This window comes from Maricaulis sp. (genome assembly GCF_030149425.1).
Classification (GTDB): domain Bacteria; phylum Pseudomonadota; class Alphaproteobacteria; order Caulobacterales; family Maricaulaceae; genus Maricaulis.
In genome coordinates this window covers 117523-140124 of the sequence record NZ_JASBRQ010000088.1, presented here as the reverse complement: position 1 = coordinate 140124, position 22602 = coordinate 117523, and the positions used below count along the sequence as shown (strand labels likewise).

Sequence of the window (22602 nt, the reverse complement as noted above, 5' to 3'; positions counted from 1 at the left end):
GCACCAGGATTCGAACCTGGGAATGTCGGTACCAAAAACCGATGCCTTACCACTTGGCGATGCCCCAACCGGCTCCGCGCGATGCGGAGCGGGCTAAATACCCAACACCGTCCGGGTATGCAACGGGTCAATGCGGTCGCTTTACAGATGAAATGCACCCGCGCCCTCGCCTGCCACTGCAAGGCAGTGAAAAAAGCGCTGACAAACATGTTCGAGGCGCGTTGCGCGGGGTGAAAGAGTTGGCTATAAGCCGCGCCTCGGTTCGGAGTGTAGCTCAGCCTGGTAGAGCACTGTCTTCGGGAGGCAGGGGTCGTGAGTTCGAATCTCGCCACTCCGACCATTTATTCCCCTGCCCCGCAAATCACCTGTAATGACAGCAAAATACAGCCGCCCTGGCGGTACCGATGACGCCTGCGCGCAACACTTTTCGCCAGACGCCTTTCGGGGGACATAAAACGCCGTAATGCCCCTTTCCCGCCCAGAGCAGGCCCACTAGGTTGTCCTTAGAGACCGGACCGTAACTTGCACAGTGCGCAACATGCGCCGTCCGGGCGTGGGTAAAGGGGTTACTATGAAACAGTTCTGGATCACCTTCATGGGTTCCATCGTCGGTGTGGTCGTGGGTTCGGTGCTCGCGGTCATTCTCGTCGTCTTTATGATTGTCGGCCTGATCGGCTCGGCGATTTCCAATGCCAGCAGTGCCAATGAGCCGGCGATCCCGCGCGGCGATATCGTGCTTGAACTCGATCTGCGCACCGCCCGGACCGACAGCCCGATGCGCAGCCCGTTCGGCTTTGCCGGTCCGCTGTCGATTGTCGATATCGTCCAGACCCTGGAACGCGCCGAGGCCGATGACCGGGTCCGCGGCCTGTTCCTGCGCGCCAATGAATTCGGCCTGCCGGCCGCTTCGGCCGAGGAATTGCGCGGGGCTCTCGAGGACTTCCGCGCCACAGGCCGCTTCGTCGTTACCCATGCGCAGGGTTTTGAAGGCACCTCGGTGACCGGCTATTTCGCCGTCGCCGGTTCCGATGAAATCTGGCTGCAGGATACGGCCAGCTTTACCCCGGCGGGCCTAGCAGCCGAAATCACCTTCCTCGGCGGCGCCTTTGAGCAGTTCAATGCCGTGCCCCAGTTCGAGCAGTTCTACGAATACAAGAACGCAGCGAACACCTACACCGAAACGACCCTGACGGAGGCGCACCGCGAGGCGACGCTGTCCTATATGGGCTCGATCTACGACACCACGGTCAGCGCCATTGCTGATGATCGCGGCATGAGCGAAGACGCGGTCCGCGCCGGCTTTGAAAGCGCGCCGCATTCGGCGGAGACGGCCAGCGAGGTCGGCTTTGTCGACCGCCTTGGTCATGTCGTCGAAGCTCGCGAGGCGGCCCTCGCCCGCGTTGAAGGCGGTGCCTCGGCCCTGTCGATCGAGGATTATGCGGAAACCACGCCGGACTGGAGCAATGCACCGGTCATCGCCCTGATTGAAGGTCAGGGCGCCATCGTCACCGGCTCTCCCGATCCGGGACCGTTCGGCGGCAGCGAATCGATCGGCGGCGACCGCATGTCCGAAGCAATCCTGGCGGCCGCAGACGATGATGATGTCCGCGCCATCCTGATCCGCGTCGACAGTGGCGGCGGCTCGGCCATTGCTTCCGACCAGATCTGGCACGCAGTCGTGCGGGCCCGTGAGGCCGGCAAGCCGGTTGTCGTGTCGATGGCCAATGCGGCGGCATCGGGCGGTTACTACCTGTCTGCTCCGGCCGACTACATCTTCGCCCACGCCACCACCATTACCGGTTCGATCGGCGTGCTCGGCGGCAAGGTCGACCTGTCCGGCACGTTCGGCATGGTCGGTCTGAATGCGGAAACCCTGTCTGTCGGCGGTGAATACGCCACGGCGTTCTCGGCCCAGCAAAGCTGGACCGAAACCCAGCGCGCCGCCTACCGCGCCCAGATGGAAGACATCTACGAGGACTTCACCAGCCGCGTCGCCGATGGCCGCGACCTGCCGATGGAGCGCGTGCTCGAGATTGCCCGCGGACGCGTCTGGACCGGCGCCCAGGCTGTCGATCTGGGTCTGGTCGATGAGATCGGCGGCTATCGCGATGCCGTTGCCATGGCCAAGCAACTGGCCGGCATTGCGCCGGAAAGCGATGTCCGCGTGACGCGCTACCCGGCCCTGCCGAACCCGTTTGAAGCCTTCTCCGAACTGTTCGGCATGTCGGCTGAGAATGCCGAGGCCGCTGCGCGCTTCAATGCGCTGATGGAGCTGCCGGAAATCCAGGCCGCCCTGGAGGCCCGCCAGCGCATGCAGGGCGGTGAACTGCAGCTGCGCTCGGACGCTCCGCGGCCGCAGTAAGCAGACCATCAGGTCAAAACGAGAAAGGCCCGCGGATCTCCGCGGGCCTTTTTCTTTGGCAGCGTTGCAAGTTCTGGGTCAGCGTCAGCTGTTCTTTGTTGGCGTCATTGGGGCCTAGGGGAACATCATCACCGAGGCGATGAAAAGCAGCGACATCGCAACAGAGAGAATGATCAGGTAGACGAGGTCCATGAACAACGTCCGCAGGATCGATGAAAACCGCCCGTGCGAATAGACCACCCGGTGCATGCGGTAGAGATAATAATTCGACCAGATGATCAGGATCAGCACCGACCAGGCGCCGATCACCGCCCCAATCGGCATCATCAGCAGGAAAAGGAAGAAGAGGAAGGCGTGGAAGTGGAGTGAGACCACGACGTGGTCATAGTAAAAATATCCACGCTTGTAGAAATGCGTCATGCCGAGCAGGAGCGCATAAATCGGCAGCATGAAGAACATGGCGGTCGGGATCAGTTCCTGGAACATCCGCATCGCCGCCGCGCCGTTATCGTCAACCGCCCGCGAGAGCTGGTCGCGCACCGCCGCCCGCAAGGCATAGGGCGAGCCTTCCATGCCATCGACGCTGAGATTGATGCCGTCCCCGGCGCCCATGACCAGATCGCCATCCTCGTTGATATAGGTGTCTCCGGCCGCCAGCTCCTCGCCTGCCGCAGGCGTATCGCTCGCCGCCTCTTCACGCGGGCAGTCTTCCGGGGTCAAGGACTGGCACAGGCCGGATTTGAGCTCATTGCGCCAGTCATTAAGCGTGCGCGCTGCAGCTTCCGGGTCATCGAGCGTCTCGGACAGCCCCTCCAGGCCCAATCCGGCAGCCTCGATCTGGGCCTGGACCGCGGCCACATCCTCGGCACTGAGCCCCTCCTGCGCGAGCTGATTAGCCAGATCCTCGCTGCGTGTTTCCATCTCCTCCTGGGCGACGGCCAGCCCCTCCTGAGCGGCCTCGACATCATTCATGCTGAGGCTGGGAATGAGGCTGTTGATGGAGAAAAAGATCAGGAAGAAGAGCACGCTCGCCGTCAGATAGAGACGGAAGGGCATGACATAGCGGGCGCGAACGCCGCTGAGATAGCTCTTGGTCAACTTGCCCGGCTGGAACATCAGCGGCGGCAGGGTGCGCCACAGCCGTCCTTCAATGCCGAACAGGCCGTCTAGCACTTCTGCCATCAGCTCCCAGACCGGGCGATGATAGTTATCTGCGGTCTGGCCGCAGCTATGACAGACCGGCCCGCTCAGCGTGGTCGAACAGTTCGAACACACCCCGTCCGGGGTCGGCGAATCAAACGCCGAATCCCGGTCGCGCTTTTTTCGCTTGGATGCGCGGATGGCATCTTCCAGCTCGCCGGCGCCTGCACCTGCAACGACTGCATCACCGACTGTATCTGCCCCAGACATACACGCCCCCGAACTGGCCTGAACACGAGGCTCAGGCTAGGTCGGTACGGGTCGGTCTGGCAAGCGGGACTTAACCGGCGTCGGTCTCAGCATCCGCGAAGCAGAGATAGCGCGAGCGGTGGATATTGACGAGATTGTCTTCCCAACCGGTCACGCGCGGGCTCACCAGGTTCTTGTTGACGTAATAGACGATCGGGATGAACGGCATGTCGTCGATCATCATCTGCTCGGCCTCGGCCATCATCGCCGAACGGCGCTCCAGGTCCTGCTCCGAGTTCGCCGCCGTCACCAGGGCGTCGTAATCCGGGTTGTTATAGCGCGGATAATTCATCGGCACCGAGCGGAACTCCGCCAGGAAGAGGAAGTTGTACGCGTCATTATAGTCCGCGATCCAACCGCCATCAGCCACTTCGAAAGCACCGGCGCGCAGATTGTCGTAGTGGATCTGCGTGTCAGAGACGATCAGCTCGGGCTGAACCCAGTCAGCAATCGCCGACCAGTCATTCTGCACTACCGGTGCGATACGCGGATTATCGCCCGTCGCACGGTAGGCATATTCAAAGCGGAACGGATTGTCCGGACCATAGCCGGCAGCTTCCAGGATCTCGCGCGCGGTCTCCCGGCGCTCTTCAACCGGGATATCGGCCCAGCTGGCGCGTACACCGCTGTCGTAATTGGCCACGCCCGGCGGCACGAAGGCATAGGCCGGCGGCTGGCCGGCGCGGAGGATTTCATTGGCGATGAATTCGCGGTCGATCGCCATGCCCAGCGCGTTACGGACCTGCGGGTCTGAGAACTGGTCCATCGTCGTGTTGATGGAGAAATAGACCGTGCCCATGAACGGGTGGACGCGGACATAGTCCGGGATCTCACGACGCAGGAATTCGAGCTGCTGGCCCGGGAATTCCATGTTCAGGTCAAGCTCGCCATTACGCACCCGGCGGCCCGCGGCGCTATTGTCGACGGTGGGATAGAAATAGACCTCGTCGAGACAGGTATTGGCGTTGTCGAAGAACTGCTCATTGCGCACCAGGTGGACGTAGTTATTGGTGCGCCAGTCGACCAGGCGGAAGGCGCCATTGGTCTGGATGTTTTCCGGCCGGATCCACTCATCGCCATGCTCGGCAATGACGTGATCGGGCATCGGGAAAGTCGTGTAGTGGGTCAGAAGGCCCGGCAGATACGGGGCCGGGTTGACCAGCGTGACTTCCAGCGTGCGCTCATCAATGGCGCGCACACCGATCTCGCTCGGGTCGATCTCGCCGCGGCTGGACTGCTCAACGCCGGCAATCGGGAACAGCAGCGACACATAAGGCGCGCCCGTGTCGGGGTTGGAAATACGACGCCATGCGAAAACGAAATCGCTCGCCGTCACCGGCTCGCCATCGGACCAGTTGGCCTCACGCAGGGAGAAGGTCCAGGTCAGACCATCCTCGGACGTGGTCCAGCTCTCCGCGATACCGGGAACCGGCTCACCGTTCGGGTCCTCGGTGAAGAGGCCCATGAACATGTCGCCGATAATGTTGTTTTCCCAGGTCCCCGAGGCGCGGTGCGGGTCGAGCGAGAGCGGTTCGGCATTGTTACCGCGATGCAGCACCAGGGTACCGGTATCGGCCGGTTCCGATCCCGAACACGCCGCCAGGGCCAGGACGGATGCGGACACAAGTGCGGACTTGACGAATTTGCTGCCAATCACGGTTACGATCTCCCCTTCGAACACGGATGAACTGAGTTTGCGATGACCTTCTAGCCTAAGTCAGGCGGCCGGTCGACTGTTCCATACCGACAGCTTTTGGATGGAATTATTCAGCCTGCACACGCCAAGATGAACCCAGCATTAGCGCCCGCCGTCAGACGCCGTGCCCGATGGTCGACAGGCCGCTCTCAGTGACGCATTATCGCGTCAGCTTTGAACACGGAAATACGACCATGTCTGTAAAACTTACCTGTTTCGCCGGCTCCCTGACGGCGCTGTCGCTGATTGCCGTTCCCGGCGCCCTGGCCCAGGCCAATCCGCTTGATGCGGTCATCGCCTGCCGCCAGATCCAGGATGCCAATGCCCGCCTGCAATGTTTCGACACCGCGGTCGGCCAGCTGGAAGGCGCCAGCGAGGCCGGTGACCTGGTCACCGTGACCCGGTCGGAGATCGAGGCCGTCGAGCGTGACAGTTTCGGCCTCTCCCTTCCCTCCATTCCCTTCCTCTCGCGCCGCTCCTCCGGCCGCGACGCCGCAGCCGCAACGGCCGGCGCCGGCATGACCGCGGAACAGCGCGTCCCGCGCCCGGAAGTCGCCGCTGACGGTGTGGAAGTGCTCGAGCGTGACGATGAGGGCCGCATCATCCGCATGCGCATGCGCGTCGCCAGCGCCCGCCAGGTGCGCGGCGAGTGGGTCTTCACCATGGAAAACGGCCAGGTCTGGCGCCAGACCGAGAACCGCAATATTCCGGTACCGCGCAGCCGCGCCGATTTCGACCTGGAAATCCGCGCCCGCTCGCTGGGCAGCTTTACCGGCCAGGTCAATGGCAGCGGCCGCGCCGTCCGCATCCGCCGCGACCAGTAAAACCGGGCCCAGGCTCGAACGAAGACGCCCCCGCAATCGCGGGGGCGTTTTTCATTGCCGGTATATAGGCGTCGGGCCTGCCCATCACAGATGGACGCCTGCGAGATGCGGCTTAGCGGTCTTTCGGGTCGATGGCGTCGCGCAGACCGTCGCCGATGAAGTTGAGGCAGAACAGCGTCACCATCATCGTCACCGCCGGCACGATCAGCGTCCACGGGGCCACTTCCATATCCTGGGCACCGGTCGAAATCAGGCGGCCGAGCGAGGTCAGCGGCTCCTGCACGCCAAGGCCGAGGAAGCTGAGGAAGCTCTCGGCCAGGATCACCACCGGGATCATCAGCGTGACATAGACCACGACCGGGCCGAGCACGTTGGGGATGATGTGGCGACGGATGATCATCCATTGCGACACACCGGCAGCCTCTGCGGCCTCGACGAATTCCATGCCTTTGAGCGCCAGCGTCTGGCCGCGCACAATGCGCGCCATGGTCAACCATTCCACCGCGCCGATGGCGACGAAGATGAGAATGATATTGCGCCCGAACACGACCATCAAAATGATCACGAAGAAGATGAAGGGCAGCGAATAGAGGATATCGACAAAGCGCATCATCAGCTGGTCGGTACGACCGCCGACAAAACCGGCAATGGCGCCCCAGGTCACGCCGATCAGCAGCGAGACCACAGTGGCCACGATACCGACCATGAGCGAGACACCCAGTCCCACCAGCGTGCGTGCCAGAAGATCGCGCCCCTGCGCATCCGTGCCGAGCAGATGCCAGTTATCCCAGGTCGGCGGCTGGCTGACGCGGTCGCGATAGATCGTGTCGTAATCATGCACCCAGACGCCAAGCTGACCGAGCACGGCCAGCACGACGAGAATGCCGAGAATGATCATCGAGGTGACGGCCGCCTTGTTGCGGAACAGGCGGATCCGCGCATCATCCCATAGCGAACGGCCTTTGACCGCCGCCTTGGTGAGCATTTCCTCTTTCTCTTTCGGGTTCACGATAGTGGTCATGAGTCGTAGCTCACCCGCGGATTGAGGATGGAATAGATAACATCGGCGACGAGGTTGAGGATGATGATCAGGCTCGCATAGACGACCACCACACCCATCACCAGCGTATAGTCACGCTGCAGGGCTGCATCGACGAAATAGGCCCCCATGCCGGGCAGCTGGAACACGCGCTCGATCACCAGCGAACCGGAGATCACCGCCGCAGAAGCCGGGCCGAGATAGCTGACCAGCGGCAACACCGCGGCGCGCAGGGCATGGCGGATAATCACGGCCGAAGCCGACAGGCCCTTGGCCCGCGCCGTGCGGATATAATTGGACCGGATCACCTCGATCATACTGGCCCGCATCAAACGCGCGATGATGGCGATCTGCGGCAGCGCCAGCGTGATCACCGGCAAGACCAGGACGGACAGCCCGAAGCGGGAGTAATTCAGCCCGCCAGTCGGGAATATCCCCATATAGACACCCAGGACGAGCGCCAGGATGGGCCCCATGACAAGGGGCGGGATCGAAACCCCGATCATGGCAAAGGACATCACCGCGAAATCGCCGCTGGTGTTCTGCCTGAGCGCCGCAATCGCCCCGAGGAAAGTGCCGAGCACAACAGCGACCAGCATGGCCAGCGCACCGATCATCAGGCTGACGGGCAGGCCCTCACCGATCAGCTCGGCCACATCCTTGTCGAGGAATTTCAGCGACGGGCCGAAATCGCCCTGAACCAGGCCGGCCATATAGTCGATATATTGTTTCCAGACCGGCTGATCGAGACCGTATTCCGCCAACAGGCGTTCACGGATCTCTTCCGGCATCGGCCGCTCAAGATCGAACGGACCGCCGGGCGCCACCTTCATCATGAAGAAGGCAACGGCCGTGATCACAATGATCGTCGGGATTGCGACGAGCAATCGGCGCAGGACAAAAGCGAACATACGGGGCTTGGCTCAATTCAACTCGGGGTGCAGTTTCAGCGTGACGGCGCACATGTCAATCGATGCTGTGCCGTTGCGGTGCAGCATCTACAGCGGCAATCGGCTCGATTATCACGCTGGCACGCGTCGGACGCTCGACTGCGTTTCCTGCAAAAACCATATGCAAACCGATAATTGCCACGGCCAGCCAGAGCAGACGATTGAGGCGCTTGCTAACAAATTCGACCACGTCCACATTCACTCTTCTGTGATTGACCATCGCGAGCGATCACGCAAAAACCGCGCCGAGTGTGAACGGCTGTGAATTGCATGTCTCAGTTGTCCGCTTAGGATGGGGATCGCTCGCGGCGCGAATCCGCCGGGGGAACTGCCAGGGCTGGCGGGGGTAGTTGTGAGAGGGCCGACCATGCACAGTGCGCTGTGGTGGAGAGATTTCGAGTATCAGGACGGCGTCGTCACCGTGAAGAAAACCGGTGTCCGCGTTCCGCTCGAACCGGGCGTGATCGGCGAGTTCTTCAACTGGCTGCCCTTCTATTTCCTGGTCGAGAGCTGGCGCTGGAAACCGGCGGCCCAGAGCGGTCCGAAAATCTGGTTCGCGCCGGACCGGCCGCGTCCCTGGTATCTGATCTGGCCGGTGCTGCACGCCGCCGGCGCCCAGATCGCCAAGACCGCCAGCGAGGCGGATGCGGTGTTCTACTTCGACGATTCCACCACATGTGAACGCGTCGCCACGCCGAACAATGCCCGCGTCATCAACCGGGATTGCCAGAGCATTGCGAAAAGCCATGTCACCGCCGTCTTCGAACGCGTGTTCGGCTATTCGCTCAGCGTCGACCCGCGCAGCTGGACCGGCCCCATGGTGGCCAAGTCGGAAAAGAATGGCGCCCATGATGGCCGCATTGTCCAAGGCCCCTGCGAGCCGGAGCCGGGCCTCGTCTATCAGCGTGTGATCGACAACACCGTGCCGGGCGGCATGGTCGAGGACTTGCGCTGCCCGACCATTGGCGGTCGCATTCCGCTGGTCCTGCCCAAGCGCCGCTATCAGGCCAATCGCTTTGCCAATTCCAACGATGATGTGCGCGTGGTGGAAACCGACAGCGTGCTCAGCCGTGAGGAACAGGCCAAGCTGGCCGAGTTCGCCGCGGCGATGAAGCTCGACTGGGGCGGGCTCGATGTGCTGCGCGACCGCACCGATGGCCGGCTCTATGTCGTTGACGTCAACAAGACCGATATGGGCCCACCGATCGCCATGTCACTGGACGATAAAATTCGCGTGACCCGGCGTTTGGCCGACACGTTTTTGGAGTACTTGGGGGAAACCTCGAGTGTACGGAACTAATACATGACATCCATACCCTTCGTTCGCGAGTTCGAGTTCGAATACGGACGCTGCGATCAGCTTTCCCCGCTTGTCCGGCGTGTCGTCGCCAATAACCCGGGTCCCTTCACCTATACCGGTACCGGCGTTTACATCATCGGCCGTGGCGAGGTTGCCGTAATCGATCCCGGCCCGGTGATCGAGGACCATGTCGCCGCGCTCGAGGCCGCGCTCGAGGGTGAGCGGGTGACCCATGTCTTCGTCACACACCACCATCTCGACCACTCGCCGATGGCCCATCCGCTGGCGCAAAAGCATGGCGCCAAAGTCTATGGCTATGGCCCGCAATCGGTCGCCCCGGCGGGCGGCGAGGTACGCCTCGAGGCCGGCGATGATGTCGGCTTCAAGCCCGATGTGGAAATCCGCGATGGTGACACTTTCAGCGGCCCGGGCTGGACGGTCGAGGCCCTGCACACGCCCGGCCATACCTCCAACCATGTCTGTTATGCGCTGAAGGAAGAAAACACCCTGTTTGCCGGCGATCATGTGATGGCCTGGTCGACCAGCGTAATTTCACCGCCGGACGGGCATATGGGCGATTATCTGCGCGAACTGGCTCGTATTCGCGATCGCGATTTCGACCTGCTCTGGCCGACCCATGGCCCGGCCGTACGCGAGCCGCGCGCCTTCATCCAGGCCTATATCGATCATCGCATGGAGCGTGAGCGCCAGATCCTGGAACAATTGAACAATGGACAGGATACGATCCGCGACATGGTCGCGGTGATGTATGCCGATATCGACAAGCGCCTGCACCCGGCCGCCGCCCATTCCGTGCTGTCGCACATGATCCACCTGGTCGAGACCGGCCGCGCCCATTGCGACGGCGAACCGGGTCTGCAATCGGTGTTCAGACTGCCTCAGCCGGCCTGAGCGGGCGCCGCTTCCGGCTCCCCCTGCATCATCACCAGGAAATCCTCGACGCGGCGGGCATTGCGTCCGCCGTCATGGACGTCCTCGCGGGCGATGGAGCGGATGTCGACCCGGCTGCCGCCGCCCTCACCCGCCTCGTCCGGGGCGATCGCTTCGATACGCACCACGACATCATCGCGGAAGCCGTACCAGAAGCCTTCCGTTGCCGCCTCGAACATGCCCGAGCGCTCCGACGCGGTCGAAACGTGCAGGCCAAGCTCACGGGCACTGAGCAGTGCACGTTGGAAGGCGATATCGACAGGGGCATCGAGATAAAGCGATGTAATGCCGGGATAGAGCTCTGCCTGCAGGGTGGCGAAACTGCGCCCGTCCGGCCCGGTCCGGACCTCGCTTTCCATCGTCGCCCGGTCGGTACCGCGGCGGGCATAAAACGCGGTGGTGAAATTCGGCGGGCGTTCCAGGTCGGTGGACACTTCCAGCACGGCGGGCTGTGCGGACTGACCGTCGAGGACAAACCACATCCAGCCAAACCCGGCCAGGGACAGAACCAGGGCAATAATCGGCGCCGACCATTCACCGAAATCCTGTTTGACGACAAAGCGGTGCAGCACGATGGCGATGACCGCCAGCGCTGCGGTCACCATGCCGGCGAGCAGCACGTAAAACCCGGCCTCCTGGGTCAGGGTGAGATAACCGAAACGCCAGTCCCAGAACTCCCACTTGGTGCCGAGCACGGCCACAAGAAACCAGCCCGGCACGACCAGGATCAACATCCCGCTCAGCCAGGTCAGCATGGAAACACACGTGTGCAGAAGCGCCCCAAAGCGCGTCATATCGGCCCCCCGAATTCAGCCCGGGGTCAAGGATACAGTCTTGTGATGCTCCAAGGCGAGGAAAAATCCTGTCGCCGGAATGTCATACGGTCGTGCAGACGGAAAGGACGGTCGCGCCAGAACTCGATCGAGACGGGTTTCAGGCGGTAACCGGACCAGTGTTGCGGCCGCGGCACCTCGCCCAGCCCGAAGCGGGCGGCCTCGCGGGCCACCGCCTTTTCCAGCGCGAAACGGCTCTCCAGCGGGCGCGATTGTTTCGAGGCCCAGGCGCCGATGCGGCTGTCACGGGCGCGGGAGTTGAAATAGGCATCCGCCTCGTCCGCGCTGACCGGCTCGATCGGACCGCGCACCCGTACCTGGCGGCGCAGGGACTTCCAGTGAAAACACAGGGCCGCCTTGGAATTCTCGGCCAATTGCTCGCCCTTGGCGCTTTCCAGATTGGTGTAGAAGACAAAGCCCTCGGCATCGACATCCTTCAAAAGCACCATGCGGACATCGGGCAGACCGTCCGCATCCGCCGTGGCCAGGGCCATGGCATTGGCGTCATTGATCTCTTTCTTCTTGGCGTCCTGCAGCCAGCTGGCGAAGAGTTCGAACGGCTCATCGCGATCGAATATCTCCACCGCATTGGCCTCGGCGGTCTCGTTATATTCCTTCTCGCTCGGCGTGGCCGGGATGAGATCATCTTTCTTGGACATGTGAGCCGCCTCCTTGCGTCACCCGCGAGGTAGAGATTGCGCAGCGCGCGTCAACCTTTCGGGAATCTTCTCGGCTTATAAAAGACATATGACACCGCGTATTGGGAGTATCCGTGAAGCGTACGCCGTGCTTGGACTGGATCCGGGCGCGGGCTTCGATGCTGCCAAATCCGCCTTCCGCGACGCGGCCAAGAAACTCCACCCCGATGTCACTCCACCCTCGCCGGACACCCTGTCCGAGCTGGCCGATATCGTTGCCGCCATTCGCTATATCGAAGCGCGCCGCCCGGCCTGCCTGGAGCTGCAGATCAGCGCTGCGGAGGCGGCCAATGGTGTGACCCGGGCTTTGAAATACGGCGATAAGCCGATCATCGTACGCATTCCGGCCGGGGTTGAGGACGGGGCCAGCCTCAACGCTGTCGGCGATGACAGTGTACAGGTCCAGATTTCCATCCTCGCTGGCGAGGACGCGCCGGTCACGGCAGCCGACAGCGCGGCGCTGGAGGACTTTGTCGACACGTTTTCGCGCCCCTCGCCGATGAGCCGGTTTGCCCGCTGGATCCGCAATTCTAACTCTGCCGCGTGACGCCTGCGATTGATCGCACTATGGTCTGGCCAACAAGCGGATAGGTCATGTCTCACAATACTTTCGGTCATCTTTTCCGGCTCACCACTTTCGGCGAGAGCCACGGTCCGGCCATTGGTGCCATTGTTGATGGCTGCCCGGCGGGCATTGCTCTCACCGAAGCCGATCTCCAGCCCTTCCTGGACAAACGCCGCCCCGGCACCAGCCGGCATGTGACACCGCGCCAGGAACCCGACCAGGTCAGGATTCTCTCCGGTGTGTTCGAAGATGAACGCACCAATGGCCAGGTCACGACCGGCACCCCGATCGGGCTGATGATCGAGAATGTCGATGCCCGCTCCAAGGATTATTCGGACATCCGCGACAAATGGCGGCCCGGCCATGCCGATTTCACCTATGACATGAAATATGGTGTGCGCGATTATCGCGGCGGCGGCCGCTCTTCGGCGCGCGAGACCGCCATGCGGGTCGCCGCCGGCGGGATTGCCCGCAAACTGCTCGGGTCCGACATCACCATCAAGGCGGCGCTGACCCAGCTTGGTGAACGGCGCATCGACCCTGATCGCTGGGACTGGTCGGAGGTGGATAATAATCCCTTCTTCTGCCCCGATGCTGAAACCGCAGCACTCTGGGAAGGCGATGTCGATCAATTACGCCGCGACGGCTCGTCCACGGGCGGGATTGTCGAAGTGGTCGTGTCCGGCCTCCCCGCCGGCTGGGGGGCTCCGGTCTACGGCAAGCTCGACAGCGATCTCGCTGCCGCCATGATGACCATCAATGCCGTCAAGGGCGTTGAGATCGGCGCCGGTTTCGCGTCGGCCGCCATGCGCGGCGAAGACGCGGCCGATGAAATGCGCAAGGCCGCGGATGGCCCGGTTTTCACCTCCAACCATAATGGTGGCGTGCTCGGCGGGATTTCCACCGGGCAGGACCTGGTGATCCGCTTTGCCGTCAAGCCGACCTCCTCGATCCGGGTGGAGCGCCGCACGCTCGACAAGAGCTTTGAGGAAACCAGCATCGTCACCCATGGCCGCCACGACCCCTGTGTCGCGATCCGTGCTGTCCCGGTCGGCGAAGCCATGGCCGCACTGGTGCTCGCGGATCACAAGCTGCGCGCCCGGGGCCAGGCACCGCTCGCGGACTAAATCTGCGCCAAGATGAAACAAGCGTTCATGCTGGGCTCATCCCGCCCCCATTAGGTGTAGGGTCAAGCGCCGGGCCTTTGCGACCCGCGTCTGGACACCAGGGAGGTTCCGAGATGAACATGAAACCGTTCTCCAAGGCAGCGATCTTCGCGGCGGCCCTTATGCCGGCCCTGATGTTCGCCATGCCGGCGGAGGCCCAGCAACGCGATGGCCGCGATCGCATGCGCGATGACGCCCCGCAGATTGACCGCAGCCGGTTTGAACGCCAGCCGCAGCAACGCGACGCCCGCTCGGATCGGCAAGTGCGCCGGGAAGGCCGTCAGCAGCAGCGCACGGAAAACCGTCAGCAACGACGCGAGAACCGCACCGAGAACCGACAGCAACGACGAGAAAACCGGACCGAGAACCGGCAGCAACGGCGCGAGAATCGCGCCGAAAACCGTCAGCGCCAGGAGAACCGGGCCGGAAATCGTCAGCGCCAGGAGAACCGGGCGGAAAACCGGCAGCGCCGTGAGAACCGCACGGAAAACCGTCAGCAACGCCGCGAAAACCGCACCGAGAACCGGCAGCAAAGACGCGAGAATCGCGCGGAGAACCGGCAGGAACGCCGCTTCGCCCAGGAGCGAGCCGAACGCCGTGAACGCCGCCAGGAATCCAACGGGCTGGTCGGACGCGCCGCCGAGCGTGCGGTGAACGAAGCAGAACGCCGCGAACGCCGTCAGGACCGCGTCGAGCGTCGCCGCGACAATTCCGACCTGCGCTTTGACCGCCGCCGTGACCGGGCCGAGGACCGGGCCGATCGTCGCCGCGACCGCCGCGAAGACCGCTATGATCGCCGCCGGGATCGTATCAATGATGCCGATACCCGCCGTGACCGCCGTTATTATGAGAGCCGCCGCGAACGCCGCAGCGATCGCTACGACGCCTGGGACCGCCGCGAATGGCGCCGGGAGCAGCGCCGTCAGCACCGCTATGATATTCGCCGTGACCGCTGGGAATATCGTGCCGAACGCCGTCGTGATGAGCGCCGCTGGCGCCGGGCAGAACGCCGCCGTGACTTCTACCGTGATCAGCGCCGCCTGCGCCAGCAGACCCGCTGGCTACGCCATCTGAACCATGGCTGGGGCTATAACACCTATTACGGTCATTACGGTCCCTCGACCCGCTGGCGCTATCACAACCGCTATTACAGCCATGGCTATGACCGCCGCCAGTTCGCCTATTATGACGGGGTCTGCCGCTACGATAACAGCAATGACGGAGCCGTTGTCGGCGCCATCCTGGGAGCCATTATCGGAGGCGTTGCCGCCAATGATGACGACGCCGCTGTCGGCGCCCTCCTCGGCGCAGGTTTCGGTGCCCTGATCGGCTCGGCCGCAGATAATTTCGACGATTGCGACCGCGCCCAGTACCAGTACGCCGTCAACTACGCTTTCGAGTATGGCGAGCCTTACTACTGGGGCAATCCGCACTCGGGTCTGCGCGGCTCGATCATTATCCGCGACACCTACTGGTATAATGATCGCGAATGCCGCTGGGGCGATGCCGAGATCTACATGCCCGACGGCACCTATTCGCTGGACGAAGTCCGCATGTGCCGCGACGCCTATGGCGACTGGCAAGTGGCTCGCCGCCAATAGGCCCAACCGAACACGTTCCCGGACGTGACTGGCCGGCTCTCCCCAGGAGGGCCGGCCTTTCTTTTCCAGCCCCGTCGAAACCCTGCCTTTTGCGCCGCAGCGCCTGGCCGGGCGCGGGATTTGCAAGCAATGGGAGCAGCCGTTCATGCAAGGCTCATCGCGCCAGGGCTAGGGTGCGGCTCAAGAAGCAAGCGTTTGAGTGTAAACTCGCTTGAAGGAGAGATGCGCATGAAACTCGTTGCCAGCGCCCTGTTGAGCGCCACCGCCCTCGCCCTGTTCGCCCCGGCCGCCATGGCCCAGGGCCAGACCTATGCGGAATGCGTCGATGAACGCGAAGACCGTCAGGTCGCCGGCGCGATCTTCGGCGGTATTCTCGGCGCCATTGTCGGCAATGAGCTGGCGGACGATAATGACGACCGCGACTACCGACATCACCGCCGTGGCCACCGCTATGACCGCCATCGCCGCGGCCGGCACTACCATCACCGCCGTCACCGTCATCGCGACAATGATAATGACGAGGCCGTCGCCACCATTGCCGGTGCCGGTTTCGGTGCCGTCATCGGCGCGGGCCTGGCGAGCGGTGAAGATTGCGAACACCTGCGCTATCAGCGCCGCTATGATGATCGCCGGTATCAGGATCAGCGCCATGACAGCCGCTACGACAATCGCGACTATCGCGACCAGGGCTATGATGACCGTTATGAGTACGAGTATGACCGCGGTTCCAATGTCGATCTGCTCGGCGGACGAGAGAACACCCAGGCCCGCACCTACCAGGCCTCATCGAATGACTACTGGACCTGCGAATACCGCAACGCACCGCAATACAATCAGTATGGCGAGGTGAGCTATCGCGAGATCTATATGTGCGAGGGGTCCGACGGTATCTGGCGGCCGTACGAGGCGTATGTGAACGAGTAGAGGCGCAGCGCCATATTGAACGCCCCCTCTCCCCCGCTCCGACCCGGCGCAAAGCGCCGGCCCACCTCTCCCCGGGGAGAAGTGGTGTCTGGATTGGCTGCTAAACCAAGCCTTGCCGTAGATTCCAGGCCTGCGACGGCGGCTTTCGATCTGGAGCAGTTCTTTAATCGAGCGACAGCTTGTCTGTCAGGTTTTCCGCGACCTCCATAGCGTCACGTGATGTGCGGGTGTCAGCAGCGGATGTGGCATGCGAGGGTTCGGCTTCTACAAAGGCCTTTGGGCTTTCATTCCACAAGGCTTCACGCTCCTTGGTCCAGCCCACGACAATACCGGGATTGTGGCTGGTGAAAAATTTCACCAAGCGGCTTACATCCTTTGGCGAGCAAGCGATTTCATTCAGGCTGTTGCGCGTCGTCGTGGTGCGAATGACAACCGTATCGGCATCTTTAGCAGACTTCGCAACGAGGTCGGCCTGCCGGGCGGTAAGCGCGCCGCTCATGGCCCCCGCCTTTGCCAGCAGTTCTGCACCGGACGCCCGAAAATAGAGCCAGGCACAGTCCGTCATACGGACAATCTTCGCATTTGCCGGCGGTGTCATGAAGGCCCAGGAGGGCGTCGCGATCAGCTCTTCGGTCTCCACGAATCTGCCGTCGTCATAGGCCTGCTGGAATTCGTTGAGCGCCACTTCTGGATCGATGCCACGTTTCTTGAGCGATAGCAGCACGGGATTGTCGAGCATGTCGGCTGCGTTCGTGGTGGATGGCCTGACCCAGCGCACGACGAGAAATACAAATACAGCATTCAGGGCAAGAGTGACCAGAGCGACCGGACCCAGCTCCAGGGCCACCAAACTCGTCCATGTCGTTGGCAACAGCGCCCCGAAAGCGGTCCCAAACAACCATTGCGGCCAGTTGACCAGCATGAGGACCAGCCAGAACACCCCCACCAGGACCAGCTTGATACGTTGGCCTGCCTTCGCATTAGCTTGTAATCTGGAAACGATCGGATTGCGCGTTGATACAGTCATTCCGCCCGGCCACCATGTCTGCTTCGCCTTGTCCAGGTAGAAGCATTAACATGGTGAGGCCAAAAGCCGCCAGCCTTCAGCCCGGAACAAGGATTGGTCACCACACCAAGCCTTCCCCTAAATCTCATGCCTGCGACGGGGCCGATCCGAGCCCTCACCCCCGCCGCGCCAGCACCAGATATTCCAGATTCCCGTCTCCGCCGGTGATCGGGCTCTCGATGACATCGACAACACCAAAACCCTCTAGCCCGTCCAGTGCGCCTCGCACGCGGGCGACGGCCTTGTCCCGCAGGACTTCATCCTTGACCAGCCCGCCCCGGGCCAGGCCGTCGCGGCCGACCTCGAATTGCGGTTTGATCAGGCCGATGAAAACGGCATCCGGTGCGGCCAGGGAGAGCGGGACCGGGATGACTTTGAGCAATGAGATAAAGCTGGCATCGCAGACGATAAGCTGAGGCGGCTCGGTGATCTCGTCAGAGCTCAACTGACGCGCATCCTGGCCTTCCAGCGAAACGATACGCTCATCCCCGCGCAGCTTGGAATGCAACTGCTCCCGTCCCACATCAACGGCAAAAACCTTGGCTGCACCGCGCTCGAGCAACACCTCGGAAAACCCGCCGGTTGAAGAACCGACATCGAGGCAGGTCAGCCCCTTCGGATTGATATCGAAGCGATCCAGGGCCTCGACCAGTTTCAAAGCCGCGCGGCTGACATAGGGGTGGGCGGCTTCAGCTTCGATAACAGCCCCGGGGTCGATTTTCTGCGAGGCCTTGCGGACCACCTGGCCATCGACCACCACCCGGCCCGCTTCGATCGCCGCCTGGGCGCGGGCGCGGGTGTCGAAATAGCCATGTTCAACGAGGTATTTGTCGGCGCGGGGCATAGGACTGTCCTACGCCCGCACCGGCTGGCGATCAATCCTAGCCGTCTCCGGTCCCGGCTGGCTCGGCGTCCGTGACCGGTCCGGTCATCACTTCGCCCTGCTTGATGCGCAGCGCAATATCGCCCAGCGCCGACAGGTCGGCGAGCGGATCGCCATTGAGCGCCAGGAAGCTGGCCTCATAGCCCGGCTCGAGCACGCCGATCCGGCGCTGCGGGAAGAGATGGGCCGGTGTGGCGAATAACTCGTCCAGGGCATCGCCGCGGCTGAGCCCGCCAATATCAACCCAGTGCTCGATCTCGGTGACCACTTCCTGCGGCCCGTCCGTACCGGTCAGGATCGGCACGCCGGCCGCGTGCAGACGGCGCAGGTTTTCCGCCTGGACAGCATGCAGCGCATCGAGCTGGGCCTGCGTCGGCCGGCGCTCTTCCGGTAGGTATTGGCTATTACGCTTGGCCACCAGATAGGTGGGAACGACGACAATGCCGGACGCGCCCAGAATGGCCGCTTCCTCTTCGGTGAAGGCTACCGCAGCCAGCCCCTGTTCTGTGCGTTCCAGCGAATAGGCCGGCAGGTGGGCCAGCATGTCAGCTCCGGCCCGGGCGGCCACAACGGCGTCATAGCGGGTCTGCACATGCACCGCCACCGGCAGGCCACGCGCGTGGGCCGCTTCGACCAGATAGGGAAAATTCTCCGGGTTGAGACCGGTCTGGCCGTAGAAATTGGCCTGATTGGCCCGGTTTCCATAATCCTCGGAATACAGGAGATAGGTCTTCACGAAGCCCGCACCCTGCTCCAGTAAAAGGTCGAGGGCGGCGTCGATCTCCCCCTCCGTACGGCCATAATGGAAGGCATTGCCGAGGAAGTCCGGCAGTTCCCAACCCTGATAGACATATTGCGAGAGCTGTTCGACATAGAGCCGTTCAGGATGACCAAAGGGCTCGGTAATTCCGCCCATCGAAGCGCTGACATCATAAGTGCCGCGCTGCGCATAGAACGTCGCATCTGCGGCCGCATCACTCGGTGTCACCGTGTTGGGGTTCCAGACATAAAAAACGCCCGGGTCAACAAACCCCCAGCTGGAGGCCTCACTGGCATAGGTGATATGGTGATGGGCATTGCCATAGGGCGGCACGATATGAGCACCGTTCAGGTCAATGCGCTCGGCATCCGCCGATAGGTCGGACGGGGCGATGAACATGCCATCCCGGATCGCGAGCGATCCGGCCTGGAAGGCATCGCCATTCCAGATCATGGCATTGTGATAGAGCGTGTCATCGGCCTGTGCGGGGTGGCCGAAAGTCAGACTGGCTCCAATCGCAATCCCGGCCAGGCCCGGTTTCCAGTACGGCATGTTCATCTCCTTCTTGCTCTTCAGGCATGAAGATAAGGAACACGCATTCAGGCACTTAGGAGAATATAATCGGCGAATGGACAGGGGCGCCGGTGAATGGACAATGGCCCGCGGCCAATGAGCCTCAGATGGACCGCTCCTTGATCAGCCGCGCTCCGGCTCGGCTGGTGGAGACGCTCTCGCCGCCGCGCAATTGCAGGGTCAGCCGTCCACCGCCCTCCGGCTCGGCCGCCTGGACCGCTTCGATATTGACGATGCGGGAGCGATGCACGCGGACGAAGCGGGCCGGCGGCAACAGCGTCTCGAACTCGCTCAGCGTCTTGCGCGACAGATGCGTGCCCCGCGCCGTCGTCACCTCGGCATAATCACCCGCACCGGAGACGAGGATGATGTCTTCGATATCAACCGGGCGCAGCTCATCTCCCTGTCTCAGGATCAAGGTGTCGGACGTATCCGAAGCCGCCGTCACGGCCTGGGACGAGGCCTGGGCCTCGGCCGTCGCCGCGGCCAGCTCTTTCCAGGCCGCGCGATAATGGAAGGCATAGGCCGCTGCGGCCGCGCCGATATAGAGCGTCATGCCCTGAAAATTCTGCCAGTGGAAAGCGGGGCCGCGGAAGGGCGAGACGGCAAACCCGTCAGCCAGCGAGCCCTGCGACAGACCGAGAAAGACAATGACGGTGACATACCAGGTCACGCCAAAGACCGGTGCGGCAACAATGTGAAAGCCCGCCTGCAAGAGCGGATGGGCGCCGATAATGCGCGACCGGATCACGATCATGACGCCATAGGCATAAATCGCCGGCGGTATGGAATTAATCAGCGCCGTCCCGACCCGGTCGAGCGGGTTACCGCCCATGGTCAGCATAAACACCGCCGTATAGGCCACCACCAGGCCGCAGCAGACCGCGATACAGGCCGCCAGCATGGGCCAGCGGCCGACCATCGCCTGCCCACGGCGAAGCGCGTTTTGAAGCAAGGACATAAGCGGCCGTTCCGGTTCGAAGACCGGGCTATAGTGACCACTTGGTTTTTAGGGTCAAGTTACGGCTTACTCAGCCGGAAACTGGGCCGCGATCACCTGTGCCGCATGTTCCTCTCGGCCGAGCGCCTCCAGCGCCTTGGCGGCGATGTGACGGGCGTTGAGACCGGCGGTTTCATACATGTTGAACGGCGTATCCTGGTCCTGAAAGACATCAGGCAGGGTCATGGTGCGCACTTTGAGGCCGCGATCCAGAGCGCCTTTTTCCGCCAGCAGTTCGAGCACAAAGGCGCCGAAACCGCCGCGGGCGCCCTCTTCCACCGTGATCAGGACCTCATGCTCGCGCGCCAAGCGCAGCACCAGGTCTTCATCCAGCGGCTTGGCGAAACGCGCATCGGCGATGGTCGCCGGGAAGCCCTGGGCCGCGAGTTCGTCGGCGGCCTTGATGGCTTCGCCCAGACGGGTGCCCAATGACAGGATCGCCACCGAGCCGCCCTCACGCAGGATACGGCCCTTGCCGACTTCGAGCGCTTCAATGACGGCCGGCATCTCCATGCCGGAGCCATTGCCGCGCGGATAGCGGAAGGCGCACGGACGATCATCGATTTCAGCCGCCGTGGCGACCATGCGCTTGAGCTCAAGCTCGTCAGCTGCCGCCATCACCACCATGCCCGGCAGCGCGCCCATATAGCCGATATCAAACGAGCCGGCATGGGTGCAGCCGTCGGCACCAACCAGACCGGCGCGGTCGATGGCAAAGCGGACAGGCAATTTCTGGATCGCCACATCGTGCACGACCTGGTCATAACCGCGCTGCAGGAAGGTCGAATAGAGTGCGCAGAACGGCTTCATCCCGTCTGCAGCGAGGCCGCCGGCAAAAGTTACAGCATGCTGCTCGGCAATGCCGACATCGAACATGCGATCCGGGAAGGCCTCGCCGAACATGTCCATACCGGTTCCGCCCGGCATGGCGGCGGTAATGCCGACGACGCGGTCGTCCTTCTTGGCTTCCTCGATCAGCTGCTGGGCGAAAACCTTGGTATAGGACGGCGGACCGCCCTTGGACTTTTGCTGTTCGCCGGTAACGACGTTGAACTTGGCAACGCCGTGATACTTGTCATCGGAGGCCTCGGCGGGGGCATAGCCTTTGCCCTTCTGGGTGACGCAGTGGATCAGCACCGGGCCGTCCTCGCCGTCGCGCACATTGCGCAGAACCGCGACCAGCTGGCCCATATCATGACCATCGATCGGGCCGACATAGCGGAAGCCCATTTCCTCGAACAGCGTGCCGCCCATGGCCATGCCGCGCATGTATTCCTCGGCCCGGCGCGCCGCTTCCTCGACATGCAGCGCCTTGGCAACGCCTTTGCCGAGCTTGCGGATATTGCGATAGCCCTGGCTCGAGACAAGGCGCGAGAAATAATGGCTCATCGCACCGACCGGCGGGGCAATGGACATATCATTATCATTGAGGATGACGATCAGGCGGGAATTGAGCCCGCCGGCGTTGTTCATGGCTTCATAGGCCATGCCCGCCGTCATCGAGCCATCACCGATCACGGCGATGACGTGACGGTCCTTCTCATCCTTGAGATCGCGGGCGACGGCAAAACCGAGCCCGGCGGAAATCGAGGTCGAGGCATGGGCTGCGCCGAACGGGTCGTATTCGCTTTCCGCCCGCTTGGTGAAGCCGGACAGGCCGCCGCCCTGGCGCAGGGTGCGGATACGGTCGCGGCGCTCGGTCAGGATTTTGTGCGGATAGCATTGATGACCGACATCCCAGACCAGGACATCACGCGGCGTATCGAAGACGTGGTGCAGGGCCGTGGTCAGCTCGACGACGCCGAGGCCAGCACCGAGATGGCCGCCGGTTTCCGACACGGCATCAATGGTTTCAGCGCGCAATTCGTCGGCCACAGACCGCAAGGTCTCGAGATCGAGATTTTTCAGATCAGCCGGCGAATGGATCCGGTCCAGATTGGGTGTCTTCACAGACATCTGCAG

20 protein-coding genes and 1 tRNA gene are annotated in these 22602 nt (G+C 62.6%); 9 read left to right on the top strand and 12 right to left on the bottom strand.

All coding sequences use genetic code 11. The features are described from left to right. The first annotated feature begins 263 nt into the window (after nucleotides 1-263). Together Q1V57_RS15865 and sppA are read left to right on the top strand one after the other, a co-directional pair. Nucleotides 264-340: transfer RNA gene (locus tag Q1V57_RS15865), tRNA-Pro, on the top strand. A 231-nt stretch (nucleotides 341-571) separates the two neighbouring features. After that, complete coding sequence (gene sppA / locus Q1V57_RS15860) at nucleotides 572-2362, top strand: signal peptide peptidase SppA (RefSeq protein WP_300532761.1); 1791 nt, start codon at nucleotides 572-574, stop codon at nucleotides 2360-2362. 114 nt (nucleotides 2363-2476) lie between these two features. Here the strand turns inward: sppA and Q1V57_RS15855 are convergent, their stop codons facing one another. Both Q1V57_RS15855 and Q1V57_RS15850 read right to left on the bottom strand, forming a co-directional pair. Beyond that, nucleotides 2477-3772, bottom strand: a complete 1296-nt coding sequence (locus Q1V57_RS15855) for a DUF3667 domain-containing protein (RefSeq protein ID WP_300532759.1) — start codon at nucleotides 3770-3772, stop codon at nucleotides 2477-2479. 70 nt (nucleotides 3773-3842) lie between these two features. Next, nucleotides 3843-5468 carry a peptide ABC transporter substrate-binding protein gene (locus Q1V57_RS15850; protein WP_300532757.1) on the bottom strand — a complete coding sequence of 542 codons (1626 nt, stop codon included), beginning with the start codon at nucleotides 5466-5468 and terminating at the stop codon, nucleotides 3843-3845. Nucleotides 5469-5701: 233 nt separating this feature from the next. Here Q1V57_RS15850 and Q1V57_RS15845 point away from each other — a divergent pair, with 233 nt between their 5' ends. Then, nucleotides 5702-6331: a hypothetical protein gene (locus Q1V57_RS15845; RefSeq protein WP_300532755.1), complete on the top strand. Its 630-nt coding sequence runs from the start codon at nucleotides 5702-5704 to the stop codon at nucleotides 6329-6331. Between the two features lie 112 nt (nucleotides 6332-6443). On the opposite strand, the gene Q1V57_RS15840 is transcribed toward Q1V57_RS15845, so the two are convergent. Genes Q1V57_RS15840 through Q1V57_RS15830 form a run of 3 tightly spaced genes read right to left on the bottom strand, consistent with a single transcriptional unit; the run spans nucleotide 6444 to nucleotide 8516 of the window. After that, nucleotides 6444-7352: an ABC transporter permease subunit gene (locus tag Q1V57_RS15840; RefSeq protein WP_300532754.1), complete on the bottom strand. Its 909-nt coding sequence runs from the start codon at nucleotides 7350-7352 to the stop codon at nucleotides 6444-6446. Further along, nucleotides 7349-8281, bottom strand: a complete 933-nt coding sequence (locus Q1V57_RS15835) for an ABC transporter permease subunit (RefSeq protein WP_300532752.1) — start codon at nucleotides 8279-8281, stop codon at nucleotides 7349-7351. Before Q1V57_RS15835 ends, Q1V57_RS15840 begins: the two co-directional genes overlap by 4 nt. 55 nt (nucleotides 8282-8336) lie before the next feature. After that, complete coding sequence (locus Q1V57_RS15830; protein WP_300532750.1) at nucleotides 8337-8516, bottom strand: hypothetical protein; 180 nt, start codon at nucleotides 8514-8516, stop codon at nucleotides 8337-8339. 171 nt (nucleotides 8517-8687) lie between these two features. Here Q1V57_RS15830 and Q1V57_RS15825 point away from each other — a divergent pair, with 171 nt between their 5' ends. Continuing rightward, nucleotides 8688-9620 carry a hypothetical protein gene (locus Q1V57_RS15825; RefSeq protein ID WP_300532748.1) on the top strand — a complete coding sequence of 311 codons (933 nt, stop codon included), beginning with the start codon at nucleotides 8688-8690 and terminating at the stop codon, nucleotides 9618-9620. A gap of 3 nt (nucleotides 9621-9623) precedes the next feature. Then, entirely contained in the window at nucleotides 9624-10532 is a 909-nt protein-coding gene (locus Q1V57_RS15820; RefSeq protein ID WP_300532747.1) for an MBL fold metallo-hydrolase, read from the top strand. Here the strand turns inward: Q1V57_RS15820 and Q1V57_RS15815 are convergent. After that, the gene (locus Q1V57_RS15815) at nucleotides 10520-11365 is read right to left on the bottom strand and encodes a DUF1499 domain-containing protein (protein WP_300532745.1); all 846 of its coding nucleotides are present in this window, start codon (nucleotides 11363-11365) and stop codon (nucleotides 10520-10522) included. The genes Q1V57_RS15820 and Q1V57_RS15815 overlap by 13 nt on opposite strands. A 26-nt stretch (nucleotides 11366-11391) precedes the next feature. Further along, nucleotides 11392-12063 (bottom strand): pyridoxamine 5'-phosphate oxidase, encoded by a 672-nt coding sequence (gene pdxH / locus Q1V57_RS15810; protein WP_300532743.1) that lies wholly within the window; start codon nucleotides 12061-12063, stop codon nucleotides 11392-11394. Nucleotides 12064-12151: 88 nt separating this feature from the next. Between pdxH and Q1V57_RS15805 the strand changes: the two genes are divergently transcribed. The 4 genes from Q1V57_RS15805 (at nucleotide 12152) to Q1V57_RS15790 (ending at nucleotide 16358) form a co-directional block, all read left to right on the top strand. Next, complete coding sequence (locus Q1V57_RS15805; RefSeq protein ID WP_300532741.1) at nucleotides 12152-12649, top strand: DnaJ domain-containing protein; 498 nt, start codon at nucleotides 12152-12154, stop codon at nucleotides 12647-12649. 47 nt (nucleotides 12650-12696) lie between these two features. Further along, a complete protein-coding gene (gene aroC, locus Q1V57_RS15800) occupies nucleotides 12697-13794 on the top strand; it encodes a chorismate synthase (RefSeq protein ID WP_300532739.1) in 1098 nt (365 codons plus the stop codon). 113 nt (nucleotides 13795-13907) lie between these two features. After that, the gene (locus tag Q1V57_RS15795; protein ID WP_300532737.1) at nucleotides 13908-15434 is read left to right on the top strand and encodes a glycine zipper domain-containing protein; all 1527 of its coding nucleotides are present in this window, start codon (nucleotides 13908-13910) and stop codon (nucleotides 15432-15434) included. Between the two features lie 228 nt (nucleotides 15435-15662). After that, complete coding sequence (locus Q1V57_RS15790; protein ID WP_300532735.1) at nucleotides 15663-16358, top strand: hypothetical protein; 696 nt, start codon at nucleotides 15663-15665, stop codon at nucleotides 16356-16358. Between the two features lie 163 nt (nucleotides 16359-16521). Here Q1V57_RS15790 and Q1V57_RS15785 read toward each other — a convergent pair whose 3' ends face one another. The 5 genes from Q1V57_RS15785 to dxs all read right to left on the bottom strand — a co-directional run bounded on the left by Q1V57_RS15785 (nucleotide 16522) and on the right by dxs (nucleotide 22596). Further along, nucleotides 16522-17385 (bottom strand): hypothetical protein, encoded by an 864-nt coding sequence (locus Q1V57_RS15785; RefSeq protein WP_300532734.1) that lies wholly within the window; start codon nucleotides 17383-17385, stop codon nucleotides 16522-16524. A 154-nt stretch (nucleotides 17386-17539) separates the two neighbouring features. Continuing rightward, on the bottom strand, nucleotides 17540-18268 hold the full coding sequence (locus Q1V57_RS15780) for a TlyA family RNA methyltransferase (protein ID WP_300532732.1): 729 nt from the start codon (nucleotides 18266-18268) through the stop codon (nucleotides 17540-17542). Between the two features lie 37 nt (nucleotides 18269-18305). Further along, nucleotides 18306-19619: an amidohydrolase family protein gene (locus Q1V57_RS15775; protein ID WP_300532730.1), complete on the bottom strand. Its 1314-nt coding sequence runs from the start codon at nucleotides 19617-19619 to the stop codon at nucleotides 18306-18308. Nucleotides 19620-19743: 124 nt separating this feature from the next. Continuing rightward, a complete protein-coding gene (locus Q1V57_RS15770; protein WP_300532729.1) occupies nucleotides 19744-20601 on the bottom strand; it encodes a LytTR family DNA-binding domain-containing protein in 858 nt (285 codons plus the stop codon). 66 nt (nucleotides 20602-20667) lie between these two features. Beyond that, entirely contained in the window at nucleotides 20668-22596 is a 1929-nt protein-coding gene (gene dxs, locus Q1V57_RS15765) for a 1-deoxy-D-xylulose-5-phosphate synthase (protein ID WP_300532727.1), read from the bottom strand. Nucleotides 22597-22602: the final 6 nt, after the last annotated feature.

Coding starts and splice junctions, on each gene's coding strand:
- sppA (WP_300532761.1), top strand. CDS start 572: ATGAAACAGTTCTGGATCACCTTCATGGGTTCCATCGTCGGTGTGGTC.
- Q1V57_RS15855 (WP_300532759.1), bottom strand. CDS start 3,772: ATGTCTGGGGCAGATACAGTCGGTGATGCAGTCGTTGCAGGTGCAGGC.
- Q1V57_RS15845 (WP_300532755.1), top strand. CDS start 5,702: ATGTCTGTAAAACTTACCTGTTTCGCCGGCTCCCTGACGGCGCTGTCG.
- Q1V57_RS15840 (WP_300532754.1), bottom strand. CDS start 7,352: ATGACCACTATCGTGAACCCGAAAGAGAAAGAGGAAATGCTCACCAAG.
- Q1V57_RS15835 (WP_300532752.1), bottom strand. CDS start 8,281: ATGTTCGCTTTTGTCCTGCGCCGATTGCTCGTCGCAATCCCGACGATC.
- Q1V57_RS15825 (WP_300532748.1), top strand. CDS start 8,688: ATGCACAGTGCGCTGTGGTGGAGAGATTTCGAGTATCAGGACGGCGTC.
- Q1V57_RS15820 (WP_300532747.1), top strand. CDS start 9,624: ATGACATCCATACCCTTCGTTCGCGAGTTCGAGTTCGAATACGGACGC.
- Q1V57_RS15815 (WP_300532745.1), bottom strand. CDS start 11,365: ATGACGCGCTTTGGGGCGCTTCTGCACACGTGTGTTTCCATGCTGACC.
- pdxH (WP_300532743.1), bottom strand. CDS start 12,063: ATGTCCAAGAAAGATGATCTCATCCCGGCCACGCCGAGCGAGAAGGAA.
- Q1V57_RS15805 (WP_300532741.1), top strand. CDS start 12,152: ATGACACCGCGTATTGGGAGTATCCGTGAAGCGTACGCCGTGCTTGGA.
- aroC (WP_300532739.1), top strand. CDS start 12,697: ATGTCTCACAATACTTTCGGTCATCTTTTCCGGCTCACCACTTTCGGC.
- Q1V57_RS15795 (WP_300532737.1), top strand. CDS start 13,908: ATGAACATGAAACCGTTCTCCAAGGCAGCGATCTTCGCGGCGGCCCTT.
- Q1V57_RS15790 (WP_300532735.1), top strand. CDS start 15,663: ATGAAACTCGTTGCCAGCGCCCTGTTGAGCGCCACCGCCCTCGCCCTG.
- Q1V57_RS15785 (WP_300532734.1), bottom strand. CDS start 17,385: ATGACTGTATCAACGCGCAATCCGATCGTTTCCAGATTACAAGCTAAT.
- Q1V57_RS15780 (WP_300532732.1), bottom strand. CDS start 18,268: ATGCCCCGCGCCGACAAATACCTCGTTGAACATGGCTATTTCGACACC.
- Q1V57_RS15775 (WP_300532730.1), bottom strand. CDS start 19,619: ATGCCGTACTGGAAACCGGGCCTGGCCGGGATTGCGATTGGAGCCAGT.
- Q1V57_RS15770 (WP_300532729.1), bottom strand. CDS start 20,601: ATGTCCTTGCTTCAAAACGCGCTTCGCCGTGGGCAGGCGATGGTCGGC.
- dxs (WP_300532727.1), bottom strand. CDS start 22,596: ATGTCTGTGAAGACACCCAATCTGGACCGGATCCATTCGCCGGCTGAT.